Here is a 22,537-nt window from a genome sequence, read left to right as displayed (position 1 = left end):
GGCGGGACGTGGGGGCCCGGACTCAGCCTCCGTGGGCGAAGTGGCTCAGCTTCGCCTCCGCCCCCAGCCGGTAGGCGTACCGCAGGTCCGACAGGAGCCGCTCCAGCCGCCGTCCGGCCACGTGCGTCATCATCCGCGAGCAGAACCGCCGGGACAGCCGGTTGGCCTCCTCGTAGCGCCAGCGCTCCTGGGAGGACAGCCTGTCGCGGTAGGACACCCGGTCGAACAGCCGGGTGAGCAGCTCCTGCGCCCAGGCCCCCACGCCCTCGCCCCAGCGGTGCAGGAGGCACACGGCGAACTTGTCCACCTCCGCCTGGGCCTCCAGCTCCAGCAGCGACACCGTGCGCCCGTGCGCCGCGGTGTGGGCCATGTAGAGGAAGTGGCTGACGCCCTCGGCCACCTGGCAGTAGCCGGCCAGGTCCCCGTCCAGCACGTACCCCAGGGGCCCGGCCTCGTAGGGCTTGAGCCGGTCCAGGAGCGCCGGGGACAGGTACAGCGCCAGCTCCAGCGCGTCGTCGGCTTCGTGGACCAGCAGCTCCTCGTCGCTGCGCCCGGTGGCGCCCAGCCGGGCGGCGGCCTCCGTGTCCACCACGAAGGTCTCCGCCCGTGCCTCGCACGTGAAGCCGTAGATGGCCTCCAGGTGGTCCTGAACGCGGCCAATCATGTGGCGACCTCCCTCGCGTCAGTTGGGGAGCTGGCCCTTGGGCGCCGGCATCATCCCCGCATCCACCAGGACCCGCTCCAGCCGGTCGCTGCCCGTGCGCGCCCACGTCTCGTAGACCTTGAGCGCCCCGCTGGGCCCCGCCTGCACCATGCCCCGCGCGGCGATCTCCTCCAGGACCTCCGCCACCGCGCGGAACTTGTCGCGCAGCTCCCGGTACACCCCCGCGAAGCCCGCACGGGGCGACAGGTCCGCCACCTGACCGTACGCGGTGCCGCCCATCTGGATGTAGTAGTCGGGCCCCACCACCCCGCCCTGCAGCGCGCCGGAGAAGAACCCCACGGTGTAGAGCGAGACGTCGCCCAGCCGCCGCAGCGTCTTGATGCGCGCCTCACGCTCCTGCTGGAGGGCCTGGTGGTAGAGCACCGCCAGGGGCTCCCGCGCGCGGCGGCCGTCCTCCTGGCGGTCGAACAGGTTGTCGGTGCTGGCGAACTCCGCCAGCAGGTTCACCAGGTAGAACTCCGTCACCTCTTCCAGCATCACCCGCTGCCGCGAGGTGACCTCGTCCAGGAGCGATTTGAAGAACTCCTTCAACGACAGGGACGCCACCAGTTGACTCATCGACACTCCCTTCCCCCCGCCCGGCCCGCGTGGCCGGCGGGAATAAGGGAACGGTAGCAATCGACCCTCCGCGTCGCAAAAGCGCCCGTCAATGATTCCAGGCACTTGCGCTAGCACTCGTGACGTCCGAGTGCCAATCCGAGCCGTGCGGGCATGCGGGCGGGCTCTACCTGTCACGGACGCAACGGGAGGGAAAAAAGACAGCAATGCCGGGCAGTTGGCAGCTCACGGCCCGAGCGTCCCGCGTCGCTTGACGGGTCATCTTCCCTGGTTATTATCCGCCGCGCCTAGGCGTTAGCACTCGCGAGGTCGGAGTGCTAATGCCGCGGGTCGTCACGGCCCTTTTTCAACCCCCAGCGGCGCCCCAAGCCGCCCGGAGTCCCCGGACGGAGGGCGCCCCATCAAGGAGCAGACCATGAAGATTCGTCCCCTGCAGGATCGGCTCATCGTCAAGCGGGTCGCCGAGGAGAACAAGACCAAGGGCGGCCTCTTCATCCCGGACACGGCGAAGGAGAAGCCCCTCGAGGGCAAGGTCGTCGCGGTCGGCAACGGCAAGGTGCAGGAGGACGGCAAGGTGCGTCCCCTGGACATCAAGGCCGGCGACACCATCCTCTTCAGCAAGTACGCCGGGACCGAGATCAAGCTCGACGGCGAGGAGCACCTCATCCTCCGTGAGGAGGATGTGCTCGGCGTCATCGAGAAGTAATCCCGCCCCCACCCCTTCACTCAAGGAATCCCCATCATGGCGAAGGACCTGCTTTTCGACGTGCGCGCCCGCGAGGCCATCCTCCGTGGCGTCAACATCCTGGCCGACGCGGTCAAGGTGACCCTGGGCCCCAAGGGCCGCAACGTCGTCATCGAGAAGAGCTTCGGCTCGCCCACCATCACCAAGGACGGTGTGACGGTGGCGAAGGAAATCGAACTGGAGAACAAGTTCGAGAACATGGGCGCGCAGATGGTCAAGGAGGTCGCGTCCAAGACCTCCGACGTGGCCGGTGACGGCACCACGACGGCCACCGTGCTGGCGCAGGCCATCTTCCGCGAGGGCGCGAAGCTGGTGGCCGCGGGCCACAACCCGATGGACATCAAGCGCGGCATCGACAAGGCCGTGTCGGTCATCGTGGGCGAGCTGAAGAAGCTGGCCAAGCCGACGAAGGACAAGAAGGAGATCGCCCAGGTCGGCACCATCTCCGCCAACGGCGATGCCACCATCGGCCAGATCATCGCGGACGCGATGGAGAAGGTCGGCAAGGAGGGCGTCATCACGGTGGAGGAGGCCAAGGGCCTGGAGACCACGCTGGACGTGGTCGAGGGCATGCAGTTCGACCGCGGCTACCTCTCCCCGTACTTCGTGACGGACCCGGAGCGGATGGAGGCGGTGCTGAACGACGCGCTCATCCTCATCCACGAGAAGAAGATCTCCTCCATGAAGGACCTGCTCCCCATCCTGGAGCAGGTGGCGCGCGCGGGTAAGCCGCTGCTCATCATCGCCGAGGAGGTCGAGGGTGAGGCGCTGGCCACGCTGGTGGTCAACAAGATCCGCGGCGTGCTGAACGTGTGCGCGGTGAAGGCGCCGGGCTTCGGCGACCGCCGCAAGGCCATCCTCGAGGACATCGCCACCCTGACGGGCGGCCGGATGATCGCCGAGGACCTGGGCATCAAGCTGGACACCCTGGAGCTCAAGGACCTGGGCCGCGCCAAGCGCATCACCGTCGACAAGGACAACACCACCGTCGTCGACGGCGCGGGCAGCGAGCAGGAGATCAACGCGCGCGTGAAGCAGATCCGCGCGCAGATCGAGGAGACCACCAGCGACTACGACCGCGAGAAGCTCCAGGAGCGCCTGGCGAAGCTCGTGGGCGGCGTGGCCGTCATCAACGTCGGCGCGGCCACCGAGACGGAGATGAAGGAGAAGAAGGCCCGCGTGGAGGACGCGCTCAACGCGACCCGCGCGGCCGTCGAGGAGGGCGTGGTCCCCGGCGGCGGCGTGGCCTACATCCGGTGCCTCAAGGCGCTGGAGGGTCAGACGTTCGCCGAGGGTGAGAAGTTCGGCGTGGACATCATCCGCCGCGCCGTCGAGGAGCCCCTGCGCCAGATCGTCGGCAACGGCGGCCTCGAGGGCAGCGTCATCGTCAACAAGGTCAAGGAAGGCACGGGCGCGTTCGGCTTCAACGCCGCGACGGGCGCGTACGAGGACCTGCTGGCCGCGGGCGTCATCGACCCGGCCAAGGTGAGCCGCACGGCGCTGCAGAACTCCGCGTCCGTGGCCTCCCTGATGCTCACCACCGAGGCGATGGTGGCCGAGCGCCCGAAGGAGGAGAAGGACGCTCCCGCTGGCGCCGGTGGCATGGGCGGCATGGGCGGCATGGGCGGCATGGGGATGTGATGCCCCCACCCCGGCTCCGGCCGGGGTGACTGCTGTCGAAGACGGCCTCCGGTTCCTCTTCAGGGAGCCGGGGGCCGTCGTGCTTTCATGCCCCGGGTGGCGCGGGGCAGGCCACGCCCTTAGGTTTGGGAATGAAGGAGGAGACACCGTGAAGCCCGTGAAGATCTACACCACGAACTACTGTGGCTTTTGCGTCCGCGCGAAGGACCTGCTCAAGCGCAAGGGCGTTGACTTCCAGGAGCTGGACGTCACCGGAGACGACGACACGCGAGCCAGGCTCGTGGAGATGAGCGGCGGCCAGCGCACCGTGCCGCAAATCTTCATCGGCGACACGCACGTCGGCGGCTACTCGGACCTGGCCCAGCTCGACAAGGAAGGCAAGCTGGACCCCATGCTGCAAGCCTGACCGGGTGCGAGCAGGCGGGCGGGCGCCCCACCCGGGGCCGCCCACCGCCCCCGTGGCTAGCTTTCCCCCATGGCACACCACCCTTTCTCGGGAGGCGGACATGGCAGGTGAAGAGCGGCAGACGGGGACCCGGGACGCGCACGACAACGTCATCAGCACGCTGTACCACCTGCTCAAGGGCGCCTCGACGGCCGAGCAGTTCATCCGCGACGCCGAGCAGGCGGGCGACCCGGAGCTGGCGCAGTTCTTCCGCGACTGGCAGGACGAGCAGCGCCACCTGGCCGAGCGGGCGAAGAACCTGCTGGGCGCGCGCCTTTCGTCCGTGGAGAAGCCCGCCGCGGAGCCTGGCAAGAAGCGCGCGGCCGGCTCCAGCAAGTCCAGCGCTTCCAGCAAGACGCCGCGAGCCGGCGCTCCCGTGAATGCGGGCGTGAAGTCCGGAGGCAGCGCGTCCGACGACCTCGTCGACGAGCTGTCGAAGGAGTCCTTCCCGGCCAGCGACTCGCCGGCGACGTACTGAAGTGAAGCACGGCCTCGCGTGAGCACTGGATTCGCGCGAGGCGTTCGCATTGGATGCCGGCCGTGAGTTTCAGGAACGGCCCTTCCCTCCCCGGACGATGCGAGTCGGCACGCCTGCCCATGTGGCGGCGCGCCGGCCGTGCCGTGTCTTCCGGACGGGGCCCTCGGACCCACGACGTCGAGACCTCTCCTCCCGCAGGCCTTTCCGGGCACGCGCTGGACGAGGCCGCGCGCCGTGAGCCCGACGCGTCCTGGCGCGCGACCGGTGGTGAACGTGTCCTGGTGGACACTCACCGCCGACCCCTGACTGGAGCGTCTGTGGCTCCAGGCGCCGCCCCTCGACGCGTCCTCCCGAAGCCCACCCGCGAGGCCGCGCTCGCGCTGCACACGCGCGCGGAACCCTCCCTCGCCCTGAAGCGTCCCCCCTCGACGTTTCCCATTGTCCCGGGCCGCGATGCCCGGGTTTTCCTTCTCGCAGGAGGCGCGCTTACAGCTGCCTTCCGGGAAGAATCTTCCACTCTTGTTGCCCCCGCGAAGTGGGGGCGCGCAGACGGTGCGTCGGGCTTGCCCGCCCGGTCCCCTCGCACCTAAAGAGGACCCATGATGGAACCCAGGCCCGAGGTCACCCAGACCACCCAGACGGACAAGGACGAAGGCCGCACGACGCGCATCCCCATTCACGAGTGGACCGTGGAGGTGGTGTCGGGCCCCGACAAGGGAAAGAAGGTGACCACCCAGGATGGCCTGGTGCGCGTGGGCTCGGACCCCGCGAGCGACCTGGTGCTGACCGACACCACGGTGAGCCGCCGTCACCTGGAGGTGGAGCGCACGCCCCGGGGCCTCTTGCTGCGCGACACCGGCAGCCGCAACGGCACCTTCCTCGACGGCCGGCAGGTGCTCCAGGCGTACCTGGGGCGCGGCGACAAGGTGGAGCTGGGCAAGACGAAGCTCGCGGTGAAGGTGGCCGCCAAGCCCACGGAGGTGGAGCTGGCCGGGGCGGAGTCCTTCGGCGCGCTGGTGGGCACGTCGGAGAAGATGCGCTGGGTCTTCACCGAGCTGCGCCGCGTGGCCCGCGAGGACATGAGCCTGCTCATCGAGGGTGAGACGGGCACGGGCAAGGAGCTGGCGGCCAGGGCGGTGCACCAGCACTCGTCGCGGCGTCACGGCCCCTTCAAGGTCGTCGACTGCAACCTCATCTCCGAGGAGAAGGCGGAGCGCGAGCTGTTCGGCGGCCTGCGCGCGAGCGACCCGGAGGACAAGGAGGCCCGAGGCGTCTTCGAGGCCGCCCGCGGAGGCACGCTCTTCCTGGACGAGGTGGGCGAGCTGCCACTGCTGGTGCAGGGCAAGCTCTTGCGCGTGTTGGACGCGCGCGAGGTGCCGTCGCTGGACGGGCAGCCGGTGCCGGTGGACGTGCGCGTCATCGCCTCCACGCACCGCAACCTGGAGGAGGACGTGCGCCAGGGCCGCTTCCGCGCGGACCTCTACTTCCGCCTGGCCGTGGCGCGCGTGCGGCTGCCGCCCCTGCGCACGCGCCGGGAGGACTTGCCGTCGCTCGCGCAGGCCCTGTCCCAGACGCTGCGGGCCAGCGTGTCGCTCACGCCCCAGACGCTGGCGCTCTTCGAGGGCTACGACTGGCCGGGCAACGTGCGCGAGCTGCGCAACGTGCTCGAGCGCGGCGCGCTCATGGAGGAGACGGGCAACACCAGCTGGCTGGACTTCCTGGCCCAGCCCTCGCGCCGCCCGGACGGGCAGCCACCCAGCACGCAGGTGGCCACGCTCGTCACCGGCATGCCGTACCACGAGGCCAAGGACCGGGTGCTGGCCGACTTCGAGCGTTTGTATTTCGCCGAGGTGATGCGCACGGTGGGCTTCGACATGAAGGCCGCCGAGCAGCGCACCGGGTTGTCGATGCAGAGCCTCTACCGCCTGCTCAAGAAGAACGGGCTTCGCCTCAAGGACCTCAAGAACGCCGAGGGCCTGGAGAAGTGAGTGCCCCCTCGCAGTCCTACCCCAGGGAGAACAACCGCATGTTGCGTCGTCTCGTCGTAGCCTCCGTCGTCTTCACCGCCGCTTGCGCCGGTCAGCAGAAGCCCGCAGAGGATGCGGCGGCCAATGGCAATGGCGGCAAGCCCGTGAGCACCGAGGAGCGCGTGCGCATCGGCAACCAGCCCGCCTTCGACGTGGCCAGCTGCTTCCCGCGCGAGCTGGACCTGCCCCCGTCCAACCAGGGCGTGCTCGTGGGCGCCATGCTCACCACCCGTCCGGAGGTGCTCGAGTGTCTGGTGAGCCCCAGCAACCGGGGCCCCGCCGAGAAGACCGTCGTGACGGTGAAGACCACCGTGACGGACACCAGCGCCACGCACGCCATCAGCGGTGACAACCTCACCCCCACCGGCCAGCAGTGCATCCAGGGCGTGGTGGACAAGCTCGTCAAGCCGAAGCTGCTCGCCAAGGGCGCCGCGGCCGTCGAGTCCACCGCGACCTTCGAGCACGACACCGGCAGCAGCGCGTCGGTGAAGTTCGGGGTGAACGACGGCTCGGACTTCTCCGGCGCGGTGCGCCTGGCCCAGCAGGAGTGGTGTGACTGCTACGCGGGCTACAAGGGCGCGACGCCGCCCGTGCTGACGTCGCACGTGACGCTCGTCAAGGGGCAGCCCACGGCCGAGGTGACGTTCGACGCCTCCGGCAGCACCGAGGGTGACCAGCTGGCCGCGTGCCTCAAGACGAAGGTGCTCGCGGTGCCCGCGAAGGTGTCCACCGACAAGCTCACCTACCCGCACCGCTTCGTGCACTTCAACTCCAACGCCACCGAGGCGACGTCCTCGCTGCCCCCGCAGCTGCGCTTCTTCCAGCTGGAGGTCGTGCGCAACCAGCGCGCGGCGGACGCGGCCATCGCGTTCGGCGCCCGCGCCGCGGCGGCCGAGGCCTTCGAGGCCGTGGTGGCCAAGTACCAGAAGACCAAGGACTACAAGCTCTTCGACGAGCTGTCCGGCAAGTGCAACAGCCTGGTCGAGGCCGCGCAGGGCTGGGTGAAGGCGCTGGAGGCCCAGCAGGTCGTGGACCAGGCCTCCGTGGCGCTGGTGCAGGAGCTGAAGACGACCGACGCCGAGGGTTGGACGCCGGTGGAGACGGCCAGCCAGACGGCCCTCACCAACACCCAGAAGGACCTGAGCACCGCCCAGGCCCGCGTCGAGGCGGACCAGAAGGCCTGCCCGAAGAAGAGCTACAAGAAGTAGCCCCAGGCACCGCCTGAAACGCACGAAGGCGCGGGTTCCCGAAAGTCGGGGCCCGCGCCTTCCGTGTTCCTGGCCTGTGTGCCGCCGCCAGCAGGGAGGCCGGGAGGACTCCCCGGCCCCAGACCCGCGCGACTACGCGCTGATCTTGTCGTCGTTGGCCGCGTTGGCCTCGCGAATCTTCACGCTGACCAGCTTGGAGATGCCCGGCTCCTCCATGGTGACGCCGTAGAGGGTGTTGGAGACCTCCATGGTGCGCTTGTTGTGCGTAATGAGGATGAACTGCGACTGGCGGCTCATCTCCTTCACCATGTCGTTGTAGCGGCCCACGTTGCCCTCATCCAGCGGCGCGTCGACCTCGTCCAGGAGGCAGAAGGGCGTGGGCTTGATGAGGAAGATGCCGAAGATGAGGCCCACGGCGGTGAGGGCCTTCTCGCCACCGGAGAGCAGGTTGACGCTCTGGAGCTTCTTGCCCGGCGGCTGCGCGACGATTTCCACGCCCGGCTCGCCGTTGGGCCCGTCATTGGTGAGCACCAGGCTGGCGCGGCCACCGCCGAACAGGCGGGGGAAGATGGCCTGGAACTTCTCGTTCACCACGTCGAAGGTCTGCTTGAAGCGCTCGCGGCTGGTCGCGTCGATGCGCTGGATGGCCTCCTTGAGCTGCCCCATGGAGGCCTGCAGGTCCGTCTTCTGCGCGGTGAGGAAGTCGAAGCGCTTGGAGAGCTCCGCGTGCTCGTCGATGGCGGTGAGGTTGATCTCCCCCATCTTCTCCACCTGGGCGCGCAGATCCTTCAGCTCCGCCTCCGTCTCCGGCGTCAGCGACGGCAGCAGGTGGTAGCGGTGCAGCTCCAGCGCCAGGTCCACCTGGTGGCGCTCGCGGATGCCGGCCGACAGGTGCTCGAGCTCCAGGGCAATCTCGCGCTCGCGCAGCGAAATCTGCGACAGCCCCTGCATCAGCTCCTCCACCCGGCCGCGCAGCTCGCGGAACTGGGAGTCCTGCTCACGCACCTCGCTGGAGGCGAGCAGGTGCGCGGCGCGCCGGGACTCCAGGCCCTCCGCGGCGACGCGGTGCTCCTCCACGCGCTGGGACAGGCCCGCCTCGGTCTCCGTGGTGCGCTTGCCCAGCTCCTCCGTGCGCGCGCCGCCCTCGGCCAGGGTCGCCTGCAGGCGCGCCACGCGCGTCTCCATCTCCCGGCGCTGGGTGACCAGGCTGTCCAGCTCCTTGCGCGCGGACTCGCCGCGCTCGCTGCCGGCGGCCACCTTGATGCGCAGGCCCGTCAGGTCCGCGTTGGCGGCCTCCGCGCGCTGGCGCAGGGACTCCTGCTCGCCGGCGAGCTGCTTGACGCGCTCCTCGCGGGCCTCGCGGTCCGTCTGGCCGTGGGCCACCTCGCCGCGGCTGGCCTCCTCCTCGTGGGCCAGCGCCATGTGGCTCTGCCCCAGCTGCCCGTCCTCCTGCTCCAGGGAGCGCACCCGCTCGCGCACGCGCGCCAGGTCCTCACCCGCCTTGTGCAGGTCCTTCTCCTGGCTGGCGAGGTTCACCTCCTCGGCGTGCTGGTTCTTTGCCAGCCCCTTGAGGACGCCCTCGGTGTGCCCCATCTGCTTCTGGAGCGTGTAGTGCCGGGTCAGGATTTCGTTGTAGCGCTCCTCCACCCGGGCCACCTCGGTGGCCAGCTCCGCGATCTCGCGCTTCTTCTGGAGCGCGCCCACCGCCGCGCCCTCGCGCTCACCGCCGACGATGGTGCCGTCCTGCCGGAACACCTCGCCGTCCTGCGTGACGAGCGTGCGCGCCGGGCCGCCGGCCTCCGAGTACGCGCGCGCCGCCGCCAGGTCCTGGACGATGACGACGTCTCCGAGGAGCAGCCGCACCACGGGCTGCAGCGCCTCCTCGCACGTCACCTCGCCCAGCGCGTGCGCCAGCACGCCCGGGCGCTCGAAGTCCGGCGCCTCCACGGGCGGCAGGGCGTCCAGCGCGGGCACGGGCAGGAAGCTGCCCCGGCCCTCCGCGTGGCCCTTGAGGTACTCCACCAGCTCCACGCCCTTGTCGCGGCTCTCGACGATGACGTGCTGGAGCCGCTCACCCAGGGCGGCCTCCACCGCGCGCTCGTAGCGCGGCGTCACCGTGAGCACGTCGGCGACGAGGCCGAAGATGCCCTGCTCCCGGGCCACCGTGCCCGCGCGCACCATGACGGCGCGCACGCCGCGGTCGAACCCGTCGTAGTTCTTCTGGATGTCCTCCAGCGACGACAGGCGGCTCCGCTTGTCGCTCAGCTCCTCGCGCAGGGCGATGACCTGGATTTCGTTCTCAGTGAAGGCCGCGCGCGTGCGCGACAGGGCGTCCTCCTCCTGCGCCTTGTGCTCGGCCAGCTCCGCGGCCAGGTGCCGGGTGTCCTCCACCCGCCTCGCCACCTCACCGCGCGCCGTCTCCAGCTGCGCCTCCTGCTCGCGCAGCGCCGCCAGCTCCGCCTGCAGCTTGGCGCGGCGGCCCTCCAAATCGGTGCGCTGACGGGCCAGGCCCACCAGGTTGCTCTCGTGGTTGGCCAGCCGCGTGGCCACGGCGACCAGGCCCGCGCGCTCCTGCTCGAGCCGCAGGGCCACTTCCGTCTGCAGCTGGGTGACGCGGCGCAGCTCCTCCTGCGCCACCTGCATCGCCACCTCGTCCTCCTTCCACGAGCCGGCGATGCCGGACAGCTCGGCCTCGCGCGCGGCCATGGCCTCGGACATCTCCGCCTGGCGCGCGAGCAGCCCGTCCAGCTCCGTGCGGGCCTGGGCCACGCGGGCCTGCGTCTCCTCCAGGTCGCGCTTGCCGTAGGACAAGTCCTGCGTGTCGCGCTGCAGCGAGCTCTCCAGCGCGTGCACCTCGGCGGCCAGGGCCTGGAGCGCCGCGGCCTCCGCGTCCAGCTCCGCGCGGCGCCGGGCGATGGTCTCCTCCAGCTCCTTCACGCGGTCCAGGCTGTCGCGCTCCTCGGTGCCCAGGTTGGACAGGCGCGACTGGAGGACCTGCTTCTCCGCGAGCAGCTCCAGGTGACGGTGGCTGGCCGCGTGCAGGTCGATGTCCCGCATGCGCGCCTTGAGCTTCTTGTACTTCTCCGCCTTCTTCGCCTGACGCGACAGCGCGTCCAGCCGCTTCTCCAGCTCGCTGGTGATGTCGGTGACGCGCAGGAGGTTGGCCTCGGTGGCCTCCATCTTCCGCTCGGCGGCCTTGCGGCGCGCCTTGTACTTGGTGACGCCCGCGGCCTCCTCCAAGAGGTGCCGGCGGTCCTCCGGCTTGCTGGAGACGATGAGGCCCACGCGGCCCTGCTCGATGATGGAGTAGGCCTTGGTTCCCACGCCCGTGCCCAGGAACAGCTCGGTGATGTCGAGCAGGCGGCACAGCGTCTTGTTGATGAGGTACTCCGAGTCCCCGTTGCGGAACAGGCGCCGCGTGACGGTGATCTCCGAGAAGCCCTGGTACTGGGGCGCGAGCTGGTCCGTGTCGTCCACCAGGAAGGTCAGCGACACCTCCGCCATGGACAGGGGCGGCTTGTTCTCCGAGCCGTTGAAGATGACGTCCTCCATGCCACGGCCACGGAGGTTCTTCGCGCTCTGCTCACCCATCACCCAGCGGATGGCGTCCACGACGTTCGACTTGCCGCAGCCGTTGGGGCCGACGATGCCGGTGACGCCTTCGTCGAACGTGAAGACGCTGCGCTCCATGAAGGACTTGAAGCCAGTGATGTCCAACCGCTTGATACGCATGCCAGCGGGCTCCCGGGAGACGCGCGAGGTACTGAGTGAAAAGTGAGCGCGAGGCCTAGAAATCGGCCTCGGAACGATTTCTCCGAGGACTACCAGCCGCCTCCCAGGCGATCAAGCGTGACCATGCCACGCGTGGCCATACGTTCGGCTGCTTGCCCTTCGGTCGGACAGGAGTCGGCCAGCAGGGTCCTCTCTCGGACTTGCACCCTGGGCGCCCCACCCTACCTTCCCATTGACTTTTCCGGAGGTTGCATACGTTCCAGCCCTTTCTCGCCATGACGCTCCTCATGGGAGCGTCTCCTACGCCGGAGGTAGCACCCCGGTCTGACACTCAAGCGGTGGAGGCGGTCTCTGCCTGCCCCAACCCGTATTTCCCCCTCGAGGAGGGGCTGACGCTCACCTACCGGGCGGGCAGGTCCTCGCAGATGGTGCTGAGCACGCACGGCGTGACGCCCACGCCGGAGGGCCTCACCGGCAAGGTCGCCGTGAAGCTCAAGGGCCGACAGGGCGAGACGGATGCAACCTGTAGCAGCCTGGGCATGAGCACGGGCCTGGGTGGCCTGGAGGGTACGCTGCTGTCGGCGTCCGGCATGGATGTCCAGGTGGTGAGCTCCGAGGGCGTGGCCGTGCCCGCGCCGTCGAGCATGGTGCTGGGTGGCACCTGGAAGAACAGCCTGTCGGTGAAGCTCCAGCCTCCCGTGGGCAAGACGGGCGGCATCCGCCCCATCATCGCGACGACGTTCGACAAGGAGTCCACGGTGGTGGGCGAGGAGGAGGTCACCGTCGCGGCCGGGACGTTCAAGGCCCTGAAGGTGAAGAACATCGTCACCGCGCGCGCCAGCCGCCCCGGCTCCGAGGGCCGCTCCATGGAGAGCTACATCTGGTTCGCGCCGGGCGTGGGCATCATCAAGTTCGCCACGCCGGAGAGCACGGATCTGGAGCTGCTCAAGGTTGAAAGGCCCCAGCCCGCACAGGCCAAGTCCTCCGGCAAGGAGAAGCGGCCCGTGAAGAAGGCCGCGGCCGACAAGAAGGGCACGTCCGCGCCCTGAGCGCGCTGGAGCTACCCGCCCAGGGCGTAGTTCTCCAGGAGCTCCAACGTACTGCGCACCGCGGGCTGAGCGTTGAGGACGTAAATGGGCGTCTTGCGCGCCCAAGCAAGGCGGAGGGCCTCGTAGAGCAAGGCGTGCACGTAGCTCTGCGTGCACGTCGGGATGCCAACAAAGTCCAGCGCGACGGGCTGCCGCTTGATGAGCCTGGGGAGGAGGACATCCTCCGAGTAGCGCTGAGCCGCCCTCGCGTCCTCCACACCCGTAGAGCGGACAATGACCCGCAAGCTCTGGGGTGGAGGCGCATCGAACGTGAGCCACTTGTGGACCGCCCGCCTTGGCGTACGGTCCTTGGCGCGCTGACGAATCGTCTCGATCATGCCGTCGTAGTCCTGCTCCGCCTCCGCTGGCATTTCGAACGCAACCAACGTCCCAGGGAACCCCACGTCTCTCAGGACGTGCTGGATGCCGTGGGGGTCTTCGAAGTTCTCATCCCCCTGCAGCGTCAGTGTGACCCCCCGCGTCGCGATGAGCAGGCGACCACCGACCAGCTTGGTCATCTCCGAGATGAAGAACAGGCCCATGCCAGCGTTCTGGGCGCTGCCAGTCTCTCCCTCGTCGAACGCGCTGGAGATATGAGGCCACAGCGACTTCTCCAGCGCGGCTCCGGCATCCACGAGGCTCGGGTGTCGGCCCACGAGGCTCTGGGGAATCCCGATTCCCGCATCGGCGACCGCAACCTGGACCATGGGCTGCGCAGCATTGCGTCCGCCCCGGTTGAGCTGCGCCCCGACGACACCTCCTAGGGGGTCATGGCTGTGCTGGACGATGTTCCTCAGCAGCTCGTTCAGTACGTAGTACAGCGTGCGGCGGGTGTCCTCGAAGCGGCTGTCGGGAACCAGCAGTCGAGAGACTTTGTCGGAGGGAGGCTCCGTCGAGTCCTGCCTGCGGATGCGAGTGAGCTTGACGGTACGGCCCTGCTCCGCAGGCGCGGTGGCGAGTTGCCCCGTCGTGGAAAGGACATCCTCGAACCCCACCGCGCGCGCGAACTGACATGAGCGCGAGTTGGAGTCGAGCGTCACACGCAGCGGAGTCGCCCCGTCCATCCTCGCAAGCGCCGCGAGCGCCACCAGACCCCACATCTCGATGGGGTCGACAGAGCCGAGCGGGAGCCCTACGGGATCGTGCGCCAACCAACGCAATAGCGGCGCCGGATCAGGCAGTTCGACCCTCGTCGGTGGGGACACAGGCGTCATCACATTCCTCTTGAACGGGCGGGACTCGGTCTGACCTAGCGAATCATCCCTGGCGTTTCTGACGCTTGCTGCTCCCTCACCCAGAACGTCCATACAAGCACGTCTCACGTTGTCAGGCGGACTCGCCGCCCGAGCCCGAGGAAGCCGTCGGGGGAGGCTCACCCGGGGAGCCGTCCGTCGACGTCGCCGGCGCGGAGCCATCCGCGGGCGTCCTGGGCGCGGCGCGGGACTGGGGCTCCACCACCACGCGCACCACGCGGGGCCCGTCCACCTCCTCCACGAGGATGCGCCACATGTCGAGCCGCAGCGAGTCGCCCTTCTCCGGCACCCGCCCCAGCTTCGACATCAGGAAGCCGGCAATCGTCGTCACCTCGCCCTCTTCGTCCTCGTCCAGGTCGAAGCTGACGTCCAGCCGCTCCTCCAGGTCGTCCAACTGCGCGGTGCCGGGCAGCTCGAAGCGTCCACCGGGCAGCGAACGCACCTCCTCCACCCGCCGGCCCAGCTCCGCCACGTCGCCCACCACCTCCGCCACCACGTCCGCGATGGTGACCAGGCCCGACGTACCGCCGTGCTCGTCCACCACCAGCGCCGTCTGACGACGCCGGCGCCGGAACTCCGCGAGCAGCTGCTCCAGCGTCGCGTTCTCCGGGATGAACAGCACCGGCCGCTGCACCTGCGCCAGGCTGCGCAGCTCGCCGCGCGACAACAGGAAGAAGAGGTCCTTGGCGTTCACCACGCCCTCGACCTCGTCCAGGTTGCCCCGACACACCGGCAGCCACGTGTGCCCCGCGGCGCGCGCGTCCGCGATGCACTTCTCCAGCGGCTCCTCCACGTCCAGGAACTTCACCTGGTTGCGCGGCACCATCACCTGCCGCGCCGTCTTCTGCGCCATCTCCAGCGCGCGCTCGAGCAGCTCCGCGCGCGCCGTCGTGATCGCCCCCGCCTGCGCGGAGCTGTGGAGGATGACGAGCAGCTCGTCCTCGCTGTGCGCCTCGTGCGCCTCGCCCACCGTCTGCAGCCCCACCACCCGCAGCACCCACGCCGCCAGCCCGTTGAGCAGCACGATGGCCGGGTAGAACAGCAGGTAGAAGGCCCGCATCGGCAGCGCCACCGCGAGCGTCGTCGCCTCCGCGCGCTGGATGGCCAGGCTCTTGGGCGCCAGCTCCCCCAGCACGATGTGCAGGAACGTGATGATGCTGAAGGCGATGACCACCGACGCGGTGTGCGCCACCGTGGGGCTCGCGCCCTCGGGCACCACCCGCGTCAGCACCGGCTCCAACAGCTTCGCGAAGGCGGGCTCACCCAGCCAGCCCAGCCCCAGCGACGCCAGCGTGATTCCGAACTGGGTGGCGGACAGGTACGCGTCCAACTGCTCCACCATCTTCAGCGCCTGCGTGGAGCCCGGCTGGCCCTCGTCCACCAGCGCCTGCAGCCGCGTGGCGCGAATCTTCACGATGGCGAACTCGGTCGCCACGAAGAAGCCGTTGGCGAAGACCAGGAGGATCGCCAGCCCCAGGAACACCCATTCCATGCCCATGGCTCAGAACAAGGCTTCGAAGTCGGTGTCGCCCTTGAGGGCGTCGAACATGGGGTCCGTCGACAACCACCCCATCACCTTCTGCCGGTCCGCCGTGAGCGCCGACTTCAGGTACGTCACCGCGTCCTTCGGTCGCCCCCACAGGGCGTACAGCGCGGACAGGTTGTAGTTGAGCAGCAGGTCCTCGGCGTTGAGCGCCCGGGCCCGCTCGTACGCGCGCTCGGCCTCCGCGTAGAAGCCCTTCTGCGCGTAGCAGATGCCCAAATCCAACTGGGCCTCGAAGTTGTCCGGCTCCAGCCGCACCACGTCCTTGAGGAGCGTGATGGCGGATCGGTAGTCGCCCTCGTCCATCATCAGCGCCGCCAGCTCGTGCCGGGGGAACGCGTCCTGCGGATCCAACTCGATGGCCGCCTGCAGCTCGCGCATCGCCTCCTCGACCCGGCCCTGGTCCGCGTACGTGAGGCCCAGGTTGAGGTGCGCGTCCGGGTACTCGGGGTCCAGCTCGATGGCCTCCTTGTACTCCTCCACCGCCATCTCCCCCGCGTGCGTGGAGAGGAAGCAGGCCAGGTTGTAGTGCGCCGTGGCGCTCTCCGGCTCCAGCTTCAGGGCGGTGAGGTACTCGGTGAGCGCCTCGCGGAAGAGCTTCTTCTCCGCGTAGACGGTGGCCAGGTTGTCGTGGGCGTGCGCGGAGCTGGGGTCCAGCTCGATGGCCTTCTTGAACTCCTTGATGGCCTCGTCCAGCCAACCCCGGTCCGCCAGCTCGATTCCGCGAGTGTTGTGCTCGTCGGAGAGCGCGATGTTGTCCTTTTCCCGGGCCATGAGCGCGCGGGGCAATCTACGCGCCGCGCAAACACGGGTGCAAGGTAGAGTTTCCCTCCGTCCATGCGCCACGCCGCCCTGCTGCTCCTCCTGTTCTCCGCCTGTCATCCTCGCCCCGTCCCGGTGACGGTGGACCCCACCCCTCCCGCCCCGACCCGACAAACCGAGGACGCCGGGACGCCCGCCGCCCTGGCGCCCCCCTCCCCGCCCGCCGTCCCCCGCCCCATCACCCTCCTGTTCGGCGGGGACGTGACGCTCGGCCACAACCACCAGAAGTTCTTCGACGACGAGCTGGCCAAGGGCCGCTCCCGGGAGGAGCTCTTCGCCTATGGCTTCAAGGAGGTCCGCGCCCTGGGTGACGCGGCGGACCTCTTCGTCATCAACCTGGAGTGCCCCTTCACCGAAGGGGGCGAGAAGCTGCCCAAGAACTTCAACTTCCGGGCCCGTCCGGAGCTGGTGGGCGCGCTCACCGCGGGCGGCGTGGACGTGGTCAGCCTGGCCAACAACCACCTGATGGACTACGGCGCCCAGGGGTTGCTCGACACCCTGGCGACGCTGGAGGCCGCGCGCATCCCCTACTTCGGCGCCGGGCGCACCCTGGCCGAGGCGCGCCGTCCCGCAGTCCTCACCGTGGGCGGCCTGCGGGTGGCGCTGCTGGGCTACTTCTTCCTGGGCGAGCGCAATATCGAGCCGCCGGAGGTCTACGCCACCGACACCACGCCGGGCGTCGCGGGCCACTTCTCCGACGTGGACGTGATGGAGCGGATGCTGCGCGAGGACATCGCCCTGGCCAAGGCCCAGGCGGACGTCGTGCTGCCCTACTTCCACTGGGGCCGCGAGGGCACCCAGGTGCTGGAGCCCTACCAGGTCCGCCTGGCGCACGCCGCCATCGACGCGGGCGCCTCGGGCGTGCTGGGCAGCCACCCCCACGTGCTCCAGGGCATGGAGCTCTTCCAGGGCAGGCCCGTGGTGTACTCGCTGGGCAACTTCGTCTTCGGGGGGAACTGGAACCCGCGCGACAAGCGCGGCGCGTTGTGGAAGGGGACCTTCGGACCGGAGGGCTACCTCAAGAGCGAGGTGCTGCCGCTGCGCACGGACCGCTTCCCGGAGCTCCCCTTCCAGCCGGTGCCCGTGACGGGGCCGGCGGCCGAGGAGGTGCTGCGCCTGTTGGCCGAAAGCTCACGCTCCCTGGGGAAGATGCTCCCCGAACTGGAGCCGTGGGCCGGGCCGACTCCCTCCCCCGCGACAGGCGGGAGGGAGTAACCGGCGCGTCAGACCTTGTTGTTGGACTGGCCCTTCTTGGCGCGGCTGCGGCGGCGCTTCAGCTGGGCCTTCCGGCCCTTGGCGCGGTTGGCGACCTTCTTCTTGGAACGATTTCCCTTCTGGGCGGGCATGGAAGGACTCCGTGTAGGTGATGTGAGACCGACCGCTCGGGCACGAGGCTCGGCGGTGAGGGCGGCCCTTCTTTCATGCTACCGCCCGAGCGGCCAAGGAATTTCTTGACTCCGTCCTCCCTTGCCAGCAGCCGGACAAAGGGGCAATACCCCCTGGAACGACGATGATTGACAAACTCGAAGACGTCGAGCGCCGGTTCGAGCGCCTCACCGCGGACCTGTCCAACCCGGACGTGCTCGCCGATTCGGCGAGGCTCCAGAAGGTCTCCAAGGAGCGTGCGGGCCTGGAGAAGCTGGTGGAGACGTTCCGGACGTACCGCCAGGTGCTCGCGGACCTCAAGGAGGTCGAAGCCTGGCTCGACGCCGGCAGCGCCGACGAGAAGACCTACGCGCGCGAGGCCCTGCCCGGACTGAAGGAGCAGCGCGACGCGCTCGAGGCCAGCCTCAAGGTGCTGCTCTTGCCCAAGGACCCCAATGACGACAAGAACGTCATCCTGGAGATTCGCGCGGGCGCGGGCGGCGACGAGGCGGCGCTGTTCGCCGAGGAGGTCATGCAGATGTACCTCCGGTACGCGGACACGCGCGGCTGGAAGTCGGACATCATCGACATGAGCCCCGGCAACGCGGGCGGCGTGAAGGACGCCACCGTGACGCTGTCGGGCGACGCCGTCTTCAGCAGCCTCAAGTACGAGTCCGGCGTGCACCGCGTCCAGCGCGTGCCGGCCACCGAGACGCAGGGCCGCATCCACACCTCCACCATCACGGTGGCCGTCATGCCCGAGGCCGAGGAGGTGGACGTGAAGATCAACGAGGCGGACATCGACCGGCAGGCCATGCGCTCCACGGGCTCCGGCGGCCAGAGCGTCAACACCACGGACTCCGCGGTGCGCCTGACGCACCGGCCCACGGGCATCGTGGTGAAGTGCCAGCAGGAGAAGAGCCAGCTGAAGAACTACAACATGGCCCTTCGCATGCTGCGCGCGAAGATCTACGAAATCGAGCAGGAGCGCATCCGCTCCGAGCGCGACTCCACCCGCCGCTCGCAGGTGGGCACGGGCGACCGCAGCGAGAAGATCCGCACGTACAACTTCCCGCAGGACCGGCTGACGGACCACCGCATCGGCCTGACGGTTCACAACCTGCCGGCCGTGATGATGGGCGACATCGAGGACATCATCACCGCCTGCCGGACCTTCTACCAGGCCGAGGCCCTCAAGGCGCAGACGGGCGGCGGTCCGAGGCCACAGCCCGAAGCATGAGCAGCGAGACCTGGACCATCCGCAAGGTCCTCACCTGGACGACGCAGCACTTCGAGAAGCGGCAGGTGGACGCGCCGCGACTCACCGCGGAAATCCTCCTGTCGCACGTGCTGAAGACCGGGCGCGTGCGGCTGTACGTGGACCTGGACCGCCCGCTCTCCAAGGACGAGCTGGCCACCTACAAGGCGCTCATCGCCCGGCGCCTGTCGGGTGAGCCCACGCAGTACCTCACCGGGACGCGCGAGTTCTACAACCGCGCCTACAAGGTGGACGCGCGCGTGCTCATCCCCCGCCCGGAGACGGAGCTCCTGGTGGAGGCCGCCCTGCGCAAGCTGCCCAAGGACGCGCCCGCGCGCGCGCTGGACGTGTGCACGGGCTCCGGCTGCATCGCCATCAGCCTCGCGGCCGAGCGGCCCCTGCTGTCCGTGACGGCCACGGACCTGTCGCCGGACGCGTGCGCGCTGGCGCGCGAGAACGCGGAGGCGCTCAAGGTCTCCGAGCGCGTCACGGTGCTCCAGGGGGACTTGTTCTCCCCGCTGCCCGCCGACGCCCGCTTCCACGTCGTCGTGTCCAACCCGCCCTACATCGCGTCGGAGGAGATTGCCGGGCTGTCCGCCGAGGTGCGGCGCGAGCCCCGGCTGGCGCTGGACGGAGGGCCCGACGGGCTGGTCGCCCTCCAGCGCGTGGTCAGCGAGGCCCGGAAGTGGTTGGAGCCTGGCGGACTGCTTGCACTGGAGATGGGGGAGACGCAGGGCCCCGCCGTCCTGGAGCTCCTGCGCGCGGCCGGTTACGAGGACGCGCGCGTGGAGAAGGACCTCGAGCGGCGGGAGCGCATGGCATTTGGGACACAGCCCGCGGTCAGCGGGCCACAGGGCTGAGGGCCGGAAGCAACATGGACAAGATCGTGATGAAGGGCGGCGCGGAGCTGCACGGCGAGGTCGTCGTCTCGGGCGCGAAGAACGCGGCGCTGCCCATCCTCGCCTCCGCGCTCCTGGCGGACGGCACCTCCACCTTCCGCAACGTGCCGGACCTGGCCGACGTCGCCACCATGCTCAAGGTGCTGCGCACCATGGGCTGCGGCGCGGAGCGGCTCACCGCGCGCAAGAAGGACGTCTGCGAGGTGGGCGTCAACGGCCACATCACCCCGGAGGCGCCGTACGACCTGGTCAAGACGATGCGCGCCAGCGTGCTGGTGCTGGGGCCGCTCGTCGCGCGCTTCGGGCGGGCGCGGGTGTCCATGCCGGGCGGATGCGCCATCGGCGCGCGCCCCATCGACCAGCACCTCAAGGGCCTCAAGGCGCTGGGCGCGGACATCCACCTGACGGAGGGCTACGTGGAGGCCCGCGCCAAGCAGCTCAAGGGCGGCACCGTCAACTTCGACGTCATCACCGTCACCGGCACGGAGAACGTGCTGATGGCGGCCGTGCTGGCCAAGGGCCGCACCATCATGGAGAACTGCGCGCGCGAGCCCGAAATCGAGGAGCTGGCGCGGGTGCTCAACAAGATGGGCGCGCGCATCGAAGGCGCCGGCACCTCCGTCATCACCGTGGAGGGCGTGGAGGGCCTCAAGCCCGTCGAGCACGCCATCCTCCCGGACCGCATCGAGGCGGGCACCCTGCTCGTCGCCGCGGCCATCTCCGGCGGCAACGTCCTGGTGAAGCACGCCGTCCCCGAGCACCTGGACGCCGTCATGGACAAGCTGCGCGAGGCCGGGTGCACCCTCACGGCCGAGGCCGGCGGCATCCGCTGCAAGGCCCCGCGCACCCTGACTTCCGTCAACATCACGACGACCGAGCACCCGGGCTTCCCCACCGACATGCAGGCCCAGCTCATGGCCCTCATGTGTGTGAGCCAGGGGACATCCGTCATCAGCGAAAACATCTTCGAGAACCGCTTCATGCACGTGCCGGAGCTGCACCGTCTGGGCGCGGACATCACCATCCAGGGGCACACCGCGGTGGTGAAGGGCGTCAAGCACCTGAGCGGCGCGCCCGTCATGGCCACGGACCTGCGGGCGAGCGCCTCGCTCATCCTGGCGGGCCTGCGCGCCGAGGGGCGCACGGACGTCAGCCGCGTCTACCACCTGGACCGCGGCTACGAGCGGCTGGAGCGCAAGCTGCGCGCCCTGGGCGCGGACATCCGCCGGGTCAAGGCGAAGGCCTGAGGAGCACGGGGCCTTTCGACCCCCAGACGGCGCGTTGCCAACAGAAGCGGCAACGTGGGTTGCATCCCAAATTTCGCGCGACCTATCATTCTCGGACCACTGGGGACGTGCGTCCCCCATTGCAGGAGAATGAACCGTCCCATGGATTGCCCCAGCTGCAACGTCGAGATGGCCGATCTCGAGGGGGATGACCAGACGTTGCGAAAGTGTGGAGACTGCGGCGGGCTCTGGATCGACGTCGCGGACCTGAACCGGGTCCTGCTCCACAACAACCTCCAAGGGCTGGAGCATCAGGGAGGCAAGGTGGACGCGGAGGCGTTGACCGGCCAGTGCCCCGAGTGCCATGTCGACCTCGTCCGCGTGGACGGCGGCGACCGCCAGCACCCGCTCCACTACGACACCTGCGAGTCCTGCGGTGGCATCTTCCTGGAGTCGGAATTCCAGGACGCCACCGACGTGAAGGTCGCGGAGAAGGAGATCATCGACTTCTTCCGCCGCTTCAGCGCCAAGAAGAAGGTGGCCGCCCTCTAGACGGGCGGCACGCCGGACGGACCTAGGGCTGGCCGCGGAAACCGCGGCCCCACTCCTCGGCCAGGGCCCCCTCGGGCTCCAGGGTGGCGCCCGCATCGTCCGAGCCGCCCTTCTGCAGCCGCAGCGTCACCTTGCCGCGCTTGGGCACCTCCAGCGTGAGTCGGGAACCGGACAGGGCATACGTGCCCGTCACGGCGCTGGGCTCGCCGCCCTCCAGCGGCTCGTGCGCGAAGCGGTACGTCCCGTCCACGTAGAGCGAGAGGAAGCGGTCCGGAGCGCCCTCCAGGCCGCTGAACCACGTGCCCAACAGGGGCGCCAGCCGCGCGTCGTAGCGCAGCCGGGGCGCAAGCCACGTGCCGTTGAGCGCCTTGCCTCCCGAGTAGAAGATGAGGTCGGTGACGCAGACGGGGCCGTCCTCCGCCGTGCCCGGGAAGCGCTCGGAAACCTCCAGCGTGAAGCGGTTGCCCGTCATGGCGGGGCTGATGGGGACGACCTGGAGCCCGCGCTTGTCCTCCACCTTGAGGCTCTTGGACGTGTCCACGGTGGTGAGGGTGAGCTTCTTCGCCCGCGCGTGGGCCTTGTACGCGGCCTTGTCGGTGCCGTCGCCCGTGTAGACGCGCACCTCGTCGATGGTCACCACGTCCTTGAAGCCGATGGTGACGGCGGCGGGCGGCGTCCCCGTGGCGCACCAGGCCGTCGTGTCGCGTCCATCCAACAGGTGCAGGGGCGAGTAGCGCTCCGGCTGGCGCTCGCGCTCCAGGTAGTCGGAGGCCTGGGCGTAGCCCGGCGGGGCGGTGGACGCGGCGGGCGCGGCGCTCGAGAGCAGCAGCAGGGCGAGGGGGAGGCGGCTCATGGCGCCATCTTGGATCGCCCCGCGTCGACGGCTCCAGTCCCTGGCTGGAAGTCTTCGCGGTGAATCCAGCGACAGCGGATCCCCGGCCCGGGGGGATGAAAGCGCCCGCCGCGATGTTGG

The 22,537-nt window shown here is 69.4% G+C and carries 20 protein-coding genes; 12 read left to right on the top strand and 8 right to left on the bottom strand.

Translation table 11 applies throughout. The features are described from left to right. Positions 1-22 precede the first annotated feature (22 nt). Positions 23-664: a hypothetical protein gene (locus VZQ01_RS34010; protein WP_046714961.1), complete on the bottom strand. Its 642-nt coding sequence runs from the start codon at positions 662-664 to the stop codon at positions 23-25. An 18-nt stretch (positions 665-682) separates the two neighbouring features. After that, complete coding sequence (locus VZQ01_RS34005; protein WP_223745710.1) at positions 683-1,282, bottom strand: hypothetical protein; 600 nt, start codon at positions 1,280-1,282, stop codon at positions 683-685. A gap of 415 nt (positions 1,283-1,697) precedes the next feature. On the opposite strand from VZQ01_RS34005, the gene groES reads away from it, so the two are divergent. The 6 genes from groES (at position 1,698) to VZQ01_RS33975 (ending at position 7,826) form a co-directional block, all read left to right on the top strand. Then, a complete protein-coding gene (gene groES, locus VZQ01_RS34000) occupies positions 1,698-1,988 on the top strand; it encodes a co-chaperone GroES (protein ID WP_013941457.1) in 291 nt (96 codons plus the stop codon). A 36-nt stretch (positions 1,989-2,024) separates the two neighbouring features. Beyond that, the gene (gene groL / locus VZQ01_RS33995; RefSeq protein ID WP_223745709.1) at positions 2,025-3,668 is read left to right on the top strand and encodes a chaperonin GroEL; all 1,644 of its coding nucleotides are present in this window, start codon (positions 2,025-2,027) and stop codon (positions 3,666-3,668) included. Between the two features lie 148 nt (positions 3,669-3,816). Next, positions 3,817-4,074, top strand: coding sequence for a glutaredoxin 3 (gene grxC, locus VZQ01_RS33990; protein WP_141325484.1), 258 nt, complete (start codon positions 3,817-3,819; stop codon positions 4,072-4,074). 100 nt (positions 4,075-4,174) lie between these two features. Further along, entirely contained in the window at positions 4,175-4,591 is a 417-nt protein-coding gene (locus VZQ01_RS33985; protein ID WP_408889812.1) for a hypothetical protein, read from the top strand. Between the two features lie 602 nt (positions 4,592-5,193). Then, on the top strand, positions 5,194-6,579 hold the full coding sequence (locus tag VZQ01_RS33980; protein WP_046718241.1) for an FHA and sigma-54 interaction domain-containing protein: 1,386 nt from the start codon (positions 5,194-5,196) through the stop codon (positions 6,577-6,579). Between the two features lie 38 nt (positions 6,580-6,617). Further along, positions 6,618-7,826 (top strand): hypothetical protein, encoded by a 1,209-nt coding sequence (locus VZQ01_RS33975; RefSeq protein WP_223745706.1) that lies wholly within the window; start codon positions 6,618-6,620, stop codon positions 7,824-7,826. 132 nt (positions 7,827-7,958) lie between these two features. On the opposite strand, the gene smc is transcribed toward VZQ01_RS33975, so the two are convergent. Then, a complete protein-coding gene (smc, locus tag VZQ01_RS33970; protein ID WP_223745705.1) occupies positions 7,959-11,558 on the bottom strand; it encodes a chromosome segregation protein SMC in 3,600 nt (1,199 codons plus the stop codon). 338 nt (positions 11,559-11,896) lie between these two features. Here smc and VZQ01_RS33965 point away from each other — a divergent pair, with 338 nt between their 5' ends. Next, the gene (locus tag VZQ01_RS33965) at positions 11,897-12,607 is read left to right on the top strand and encodes a TapB family protein (RefSeq protein ID WP_223745704.1); all 711 of its coding nucleotides are present in this window, start codon (positions 11,897-11,899) and stop codon (positions 12,605-12,607) included. A gap of 11 nt (positions 12,608-12,618) precedes the next feature. On the opposite strand, the gene VZQ01_RS33960 is transcribed toward VZQ01_RS33965, so the two are convergent. The 3 genes from VZQ01_RS33960 to VZQ01_RS33950 are packed head-to-tail and all read right to left on the bottom strand — an operon-like array spanning position 12,619 to position 16,216. Next, positions 12,619-13,953 carry an ATP-binding protein gene (locus VZQ01_RS33960; protein ID WP_223784096.1) on the bottom strand — a complete coding sequence of 445 codons (1,335 nt, stop codon included), beginning with the start codon at positions 13,951-13,953 and terminating at the stop codon, positions 12,619-12,621. A 19-nt stretch (positions 13,954-13,972) separates the two neighbouring features. Then, complete coding sequence (locus tag VZQ01_RS33955) at positions 13,973-15,397, bottom strand: hemolysin family protein (protein WP_223745703.1); 1,425 nt, start codon at positions 15,395-15,397, stop codon at positions 13,973-13,975. Positions 15,398-15,400: 3 nt separating this feature from the next. Next, positions 15,401-16,216, bottom strand: coding sequence for a tetratricopeptide repeat protein (locus VZQ01_RS33950; protein ID WP_223745702.1), 816 nt, complete (start codon positions 16,214-16,216; stop codon positions 15,401-15,403). A gap of 63 nt (positions 16,217-16,279) precedes the next feature. On the opposite strand from VZQ01_RS33950, the gene VZQ01_RS33945 reads away from it, so the two are divergent. Beyond that, positions 16,280-17,479 carry a CapA family protein gene (locus VZQ01_RS33945; protein WP_426745703.1) on the top strand — a complete coding sequence of 400 codons (1,200 nt, stop codon included), beginning with the start codon at positions 16,280-16,282 and terminating at the stop codon, positions 17,477-17,479. An 8-nt stretch (positions 17,480-17,487) separates the two neighbouring features. Here VZQ01_RS33945 and VZQ01_RS33940 read toward each other — a convergent pair whose 3' ends face one another. Next, positions 17,488-17,610 (bottom strand): hypothetical protein, encoded by a 123-nt coding sequence (locus tag VZQ01_RS33940; RefSeq protein WP_013941470.1) that lies wholly within the window; start codon positions 17,608-17,610, stop codon positions 17,488-17,490. A 164-nt stretch (positions 17,611-17,774) separates the two neighbouring features. Between VZQ01_RS33940 and prfA the strand changes: the two genes are divergently transcribed. The 4 genes from prfA to VZQ01_RS33920 all read left to right on the top strand — a co-directional run bounded on the left by prfA (position 17,775) and on the right by VZQ01_RS33920 (position 21,564). Next, complete coding sequence (gene prfA, locus VZQ01_RS33935) at positions 17,775-18,869, top strand: peptide chain release factor 1 (RefSeq protein ID WP_141329943.1); 1,095 nt, start codon at positions 17,775-17,777, stop codon at positions 18,867-18,869. Continuing rightward, the gene (prmC, locus tag VZQ01_RS33930; RefSeq protein WP_223745700.1) at positions 18,866-19,747 is read left to right on the top strand and encodes a peptide chain release factor N(5)-glutamine methyltransferase; all 882 of its coding nucleotides are present in this window, start codon (positions 18,866-18,868) and stop codon (positions 19,745-19,747) included. The genes prfA and prmC overlap by 4 nt, the downstream gene beginning before the upstream one ends. 14 nt (positions 19,748-19,761) lie before the next feature. Beyond that, positions 19,762-21,033 (top strand): UDP-N-acetylglucosamine 1-carboxyvinyltransferase, encoded by a 1,272-nt coding sequence (gene murA, locus VZQ01_RS33925; protein WP_223745699.1) that lies wholly within the window; start codon positions 19,762-19,764, stop codon positions 21,031-21,033. Positions 21,034-21,174: 141 nt separating this feature from the next. Continuing rightward, complete coding sequence (locus VZQ01_RS33920) at positions 21,175-21,564, top strand: zf-TFIIB domain-containing protein (RefSeq protein ID WP_223745698.1); 390 nt, start codon at positions 21,175-21,177, stop codon at positions 21,562-21,564. Positions 21,565-21,586: 22 nt separating this feature from the next. Here the strand turns inward: VZQ01_RS33920 and VZQ01_RS33915 are convergent, their stop codons facing one another. Next, on the bottom strand, positions 21,587-22,417 hold the full coding sequence (locus VZQ01_RS33915; RefSeq protein ID WP_223745697.1) for an NADase-type glycan-binding domain-containing protein: 831 nt from the start codon (positions 22,415-22,417) through the stop codon (positions 21,587-21,589). Positions 22,418-22,537 lie beyond the last annotated feature (120 nt).

It is taken from the genome of Myxococcus faecalis, assembly GCF_050039385.1.
Taxonomy (GTDB): domain Bacteria; phylum Myxococcota; class Myxococcia; order Myxococcales; family Myxococcaceae; genus Myxococcus; species Myxococcus fulvus.
The sequence above is the reverse complement of the archived record's forward strand: the minus strand, read 5'-3'. Positions and strand labels throughout refer to the sequence as shown.